Source organism: Aeromicrobium sp. Leaf272 (assembly GCF_001422865.1).
GTDB lineage: Bacteria > Actinomycetota > Actinomycetes > Propionibacteriales > Nocardioidaceae > Aeromicrobium.
The window spans coordinates 70,673-75,765 of sequence record NZ_LMMY01000009.1 but is presented as its reverse complement, the minus strand read 5'-3'; the positions used below and the strand labels follow the sequence as shown (position 1 = coordinate 75,765).

The 5,093-nt window shown below is 71.2% G+C and carries 6 protein-coding genes; 4 read left to right on the top strand and 2 right to left on the bottom strand.

What is annotated here, in order from left to right; all coding sequences use genetic code 11:
• The coding region (locus ASF38_RS18575) for a LysR substrate-binding domain-containing protein (protein WP_235497346.1) at positions 1-477 on the top strand (477 nt) is incomplete at its 5' end.
• A 25-nt stretch (positions 478-502) separates the two neighbouring features.
• On the opposite strand, the gene ASF38_RS01880 is transcribed toward ASF38_RS18575, so the two are convergent.
• Together ASF38_RS01880 and ASF38_RS01875 are read right to left on the bottom strand one after the other, a co-directional pair.
• Complete coding sequence (locus ASF38_RS01880) at positions 503-1,195, bottom strand: cache domain-containing protein (protein ID WP_055964126.1); 693 nt, start codon at positions 1,193-1,195, stop codon at positions 503-505.
• Between the two features lie 5 nt (positions 1,196-1,200).
• On the bottom strand, positions 1,201-1,944 hold the full coding sequence (locus ASF38_RS01875) for a FadR/GntR family transcriptional regulator (RefSeq protein ID WP_055964130.1): 744 nt from the start codon (positions 1,942-1,944) through the stop codon (positions 1,201-1,203).
• A 175-nt stretch (positions 1,945-2,119) separates the two neighbouring features.
• Here ASF38_RS01875 and ASF38_RS01870 point away from each other — a divergent pair, with 175 nt between their 5' ends.
• The 3 genes from ASF38_RS01870 to ASF38_RS01860 form a co-directional block, all read left to right on the top strand.
• A complete protein-coding gene (locus ASF38_RS01870) occupies positions 2,120-3,151 on the top strand; it encodes an ABC transporter ATP-binding protein (RefSeq protein ID WP_055964133.1) in 1,032 nt (343 codons plus the stop codon).
• Between the two features lie 38 nt (positions 3,152-3,189).
• Positions 3,190-4,365, top strand: coding sequence for an extracellular solute-binding protein (locus tag ASF38_RS01865; protein ID WP_055964136.1), 1,176 nt, complete (start codon positions 3,190-3,192; stop codon positions 4,363-4,365).
• Position 4,366: 1 nt separating this feature from the next.
• Positions 4,367-5,093: ABC transporter permease (locus tag ASF38_RS01860; RefSeq protein WP_235497345.1), on the top strand; the 727-nt coding region annotated here is incomplete at its 3' end.

Here is a 5,093-nt window from a genome sequence, read left to right as displayed (position 1 = left end):
GCCGACCTCGTGGTGACCACCCGCCGCCCGCGCCGACCGCTGCGCTCGGCGGCGCTTCCGGAGCTGCCGGTGTGGGCGTTCGTGCCGGCCGACCACCCGTGGGGCGACCGCGAAAGGGTCGGGCTCGCCGAGCTGCTCGAGCAGGTCGTGGTCACCGTGCCCCGGACGTTCGCCGCCCGGCAGGTGCTCGACGCGGTGGTCGAGCGCGAGCAGCGCTGGCCGGCGTCGCTCGTGGAGGCGAGCAGCGGCACCGTGGCGCAGGCGCTCGCCGCCGCTGGTCGCGGCGTGGCGGTGGTCTCCGACGACAGCCGGTACGGCCTGCACGGGGTGCGTGTCCGGGCCGGGGGAGCCGACCTCACGGTCCGGCTGTTCGTGGCCTGGTCCTCGACCCATCCCGCGCAGGAGACGCTCGCGGCCCTGGCCGACCGGTTGCGGACCTTCGTCGTGGACGCCTACCCGGGCGCGGGTCCCGCCTGATCCCAGTGCCCGGTGCCCTGCTGGGTCAGACCAGCACTGTGAAGGGCAGTCCCGGGCACGGGACCTGGGCCGTGAAGTCGCCGCGGTCGACCGGCTCGCCGGCGAACAGGTGCACGTGCGAGGACAGGACCACGCGGTCGTGGTCGTTCACGAGCGTCGCGTCGGCGGCGCGGAAGACCTCGAGCAGCGTCCGCTCGACGGTCTCGGCCAGCACGTCCGCCCCCATGACCCCGAGCATGCGTCCGTCCCGCTCCACCGGGACCGTCGAGGTGAGCATGAACTCGTCGGTGCACACGTAGTCGATGTAGGGACCGGTCACGTGCGACGCGTGGGTGCGCTGCGGGGTGCGGAACCACTCCTGGCGGCTGTAGTCCGTCGACTGCACGAGGGCGATGGAGTCGGGGATGAGCCCCTGGTCGTCGCCCTGCCACCACGCGAGCAGGTAGGTCTCGTCGGTGAGGATCCCCGGTGACACGACGAAGCCCGCGCCCACGGTGTGCGGGTCGGCGAGCACCTCGAGGGCGTGGGGGCGCGACGCGGTGAGCACCCGCGCGGCGTCGACGGGGCCGTCGAAGAGGGGGGCCAGGGCCTCGCCGCTCTCGCGCAGCGTCACCAGCAGCGGGTGGAACAGGTCCTCGACGGCCTGCACGCAGGCCGCGACCTGAGGGGGCACCTCGGTGCCGGGACCCGGGGCGGGGGCGTTCGGGGGTTGGGACATCGGACTCACCTGATCCTCGCGTGGAGCTCGGCGAGCTCGCCGAGCAGGCGTCGCACCCGGGCGCGCACCACGCGTCGGGCCTCGTTCCCGTCGTGGCTCGCGATGGCGGCGAGCAGGGCACCGTGGTGGTCGCGCAGGGCGGACTGCTGGTCCGCGTGCCCGAACCCGAGCCGCAGGAGCCCACCGAACTCCATCTCCAGGCGCATCACGTCGCGGGCCAGGTGGGCCGAGTGCGAGAGCGCCGCCACGGCGAGGTTGAGCTCGGTGTCGACGTGGCGCCACGTGGCCGCGTCGTCGGTGTCGTCGGGGGGCAGGATCGCCCGCAGGTCCTCGACCTCCTCGACGTTGGCCCGCTCGGCGGCCAGCTCGGCGCACCCGCTCAGCACGGTCGCGTAGTGGATGCCGTGGTCGGCGATGTCGACGCGGGTCATGGCAGCCACGCGACGCTCGAGGACGTCGTCGGTCGCGCCGACGGGGCGGGTGACGAACGAGCCGCCGCCGCGCCCGCGCGTGGTGGTGACGAGCCCCTGCGCGCGCAGCGACACGAGCGCCTCGCGCGCCGTGACCGTGGCGACGCCGAGCATGCTCGCCAGCTCGGACTCGCTGGGCAGTCGCTCCCCGTCCTCGAGGATCCCCGAGCGGATCGCCTGCGCCAGGCGCTGCTCCACGCGGACCGCGCGGCCGAGCTCGCCGATCGGCGCGAACACGGCGGTCCGCGCCCGGGTCGAGCGTCGACGGACGGCGGCCATGGATCTCCTCGTGTCCTCGGACCGGCCGGGCTGCCGGTGCGCACATGTTTACCGGATCGTGACACGAAGGTGTGGACATTTAACATCCAAGACCATATGTTTTGCGGCGGAAGGTGATCCGCACCACTCCTCCCGACCGTCAGGACGGACGGGGAGAATCCGTCGAAGGAGCCCGATGACCGGCACCGGCGCCACCCCCGCGATCCGACTGAGCGGCCTGCAGAAGCACTTCGGCGAGGTCCGGGCCGTCGACGGCGTGGACCTGGAGATCGCCGACGGCGAGTTCTTCTCGATGCTGGGTCCGTCGGGGTCCGGCAAGACCACGGTGCTGCGTCTCGTGGCCGGCTTCGAGCAGCCGACCGCGGGCTCGATCGAGCTCGGGGGCCGCGACGTCACCGGCTCGGCACCCTTCGAGCGCGACGTCAACACCGTGTTCCAGGACTATGCGCTGTTCCCGCACATGAGCGTGCTCGAGAACGTGGCCTACGGACTGCGGGTGCGCGGTGTCGACCGCCGCGAGCGCCGGTCCCGTGCGCTCGAGGCCCTCGAGACGGTGCGCCTGCAGCACGTGGCCGACCGTCGCCCCACGCAGCTCTCGGGCGGCCAGCGCCAACGTGTGGCCCTGGCCCGGGCCGTCGTGGTCCGCCCGAAGGTGCTCCTGCTCGACGAGCCCCTCGGCGCCCTCGACCTCAAGCTCCGCGAGCAGATGCAGGTGGAGCTCAAGCAGCTGCAGCGCGAGCTCGGCATCACCTTCGTCTTCGTCACCCACGACCAGGAGGAGGCGCTCACGCTCAGCGACCGGGTCGCCGTCTTCAACGAGGGGCGGATCGTGCAGCTGGGCAGCCCCCGGGACGTCTACGAGACCCCGGTCGATGAGTACGTCGCGTCGTTCGTCGGCACGTCGAACCTCTTCGACCCCGACGCCTCGCGCACCGTCCTCGGACGGGAGGGTCGCTACGCGCTGCGGCCGGAGAAGATCCACCTCGCGGCCTCCGGCATCGCCAGCGACCCGGTCGACGGTCGCGACAGCGTCCGCGGCGTCGTCGCCGAGACCATCTACCTCGGCATCGGTCGGCGCGTCGTCGTCGACACCGAGCAGGGCGCCCGCCTGGTCGTCCTCGAGCCCTCCACCGCCCTGGCGGCGGTCGAGCGGGGCGACGCCGTCGTCGCCTCGTGGCGCCACGACGACCTCGTGACGCTCACCTGATCCCCCCACCACACCCACAGAAGAGAACGGAATCCGAGATGATCCCCACGACCAGGAGAGGCCGCGTCGGCGCCATCGCCGCCGCCGTCACCTGCAGCCTCGCTCTCGCCGCCTGTGGCGGGGGCTCCGACGACGACGCCGCCACGGGTGCACCCACGAAGCTCGGCAAGACCGAGGGCCAGGTCTCGATCCTGGCGTGGCCCGGCTACGTCGAGGACGGCAGCAACGACCCCGACGCCGACTGGGTCACCTCCTTCGAGGAGGAGACCGGCTGCAAGGTCACGAGCAAGGTCTACGGCACGTCCGACGAGGCGTTCAACCTCGCCAAGTCCGGCGACTACGACGTCGTCGCCGCGTCCGGCGACCTCACGCTGCGCATGATCGCCGCCAAGGCGGCCGCCGAGGTCAACACCGACCTGGTGCCGAACTACGAGAAGGTCTTCGACTTCCTGAAGGACCAGGAGTGGAACACCGTCGACGGCAAGAACTACGGCGTCCCGCACGGCTACGGCGCCAACCTGCTCATGTACAACGCCGACGTCGTGAAGGACGAGCCGACGTCGTGGGACGTCGTGTTCGACAAGTCCTCGCAGTACAAGGGCAAGGTCACGGCCTACGACTCGCCGATCTACATCGCCGACGCCGCCATGTACCTCATGTCGACGCAGCCGGAGCTGAAGATCGAGAACCCCTACGCCCTCGACGAGAAGCAGCTGGCCGCCGCGGTCGACCTGCTCAAGGGCCAGCGCACCAACGTCGGCGAGTACTGGTCGGACTACCTCAAGGAGGCCTCGGCCTTCAAGACCGGCGACTCCGTGGTGGGCACCACCTGGCAGGTCATCGCGAACACGATCGACCAGGACAACGTCAAGGTCACGGTGCCGAAGGAGGGCGTCACGGGCTGGAACGACACCTGGATGATCGCCGCCAAGGCCAAGAACCCCAACTGCGCCTACAAGTGGCTCGACCACATCGAGGACCCGAAGACCAACGCGCAGGCCACCGAGTACTTCGGCGAGTCGCCGAACAGCGAGGAGGCGTGCGACTTCGCGAGCGAGGGCTTCTGCGAGACGTACCACGCCGGCGACAAGGCCTACTCGGACAAGATCTGGTACTGGCGCACGCCGATCGCCGAGTGCCTCGACGGCCGCACGGACGTCGAGTGCACCGACTACTCGGACTGGACCAAGGCCTGGACCGAGATCAAGGGCTGACGTGACCCAGTCGACCACGTCCGAGGTGGCCGTCCCGTCCCTGTCCGGGACCGGGGCGGCCACCCGCCGGGCCTCCTCCTTCCTCGCCACGCGGCCGCGGCTGAGGCTCGGGCTGTTCCTGACCGCGCCGCTGACGTGGCTCGTGCTCGTCTACGTGGTGGCGCTCTCGGCGCTGCTCGTGACGGCGCTGTGGTCGGTCGACAGCTTCACCGGTGAGATCGACCGCGGCCTCACCCTCGACAACCTGCGCGAGGTCGTCACCAACTCGCTCTACCGCACGGTCACGCTGCGCACGCTCGGTGTCGCGGCGCTGGTGACGGTCGTCGACGTCGCGATCGCGCTGCCGATCGCCTTCTACATGGCCAAGGTCGCGTCGCCGCGTGCCCGGCGTCTGCTGGTGGTCGCGGTCCTCACGCCGCTGTGGGCGAGCTACCTCGTCAAGGCGTTCGCCTGGCGGTCGCTGCTCAGCGAGGGCGGGCTCGTCGACTGGGTGCTGAACCCGTTCGGCGGCCAGACGCCCGGCTACGGGCTGACCGCCGTCGTGCTCACGCAGGCCTACATCTGGCTGCCGTACGTGATCCTGCCGATCTTCGCCGGCATGGAGCGCGTCCCCGACTCGATGCTCGAGGCTGCGGGCGACCTGGGCGCGTCGGCGGGCACCACCGTCCGGACCGTCGTGATGCCGCTGCTGCTGCCCTCGGTCGCCGCGGGCTCGATCTTCAGCTTCT

What these genes read in the sequence shown, in the direction of transcription:
- ASF38_RS01880 (WP_055964126.1), bottom strand. Translation starts at nt 1,195, where the DNA reads ATGTCCCAACCCCCGAACGCCCCCGCCCCGGGTCCCGGCACCGAGGTG.
- ASF38_RS01875 (WP_055964130.1), bottom strand. Translation starts at nt 1,944, where the DNA reads ATGGCCGCCGTCCGTCGACGCTCGACCCGGGCGCGGACCGCCGTGTTC.
- ASF38_RS01870 (WP_055964133.1), top strand. Translation starts at nt 2,120, where the DNA reads ATGACCGGCACCGGCGCCACCCCCGCGATCCGACTGAGCGGCCTGCAG.
- ASF38_RS01865 (WP_055964136.1), top strand. Translation starts at nt 3,190, where the DNA reads ATGATCCCCACGACCAGGAGAGGCCGCGTCGGCGCCATCGCCGCCGCC.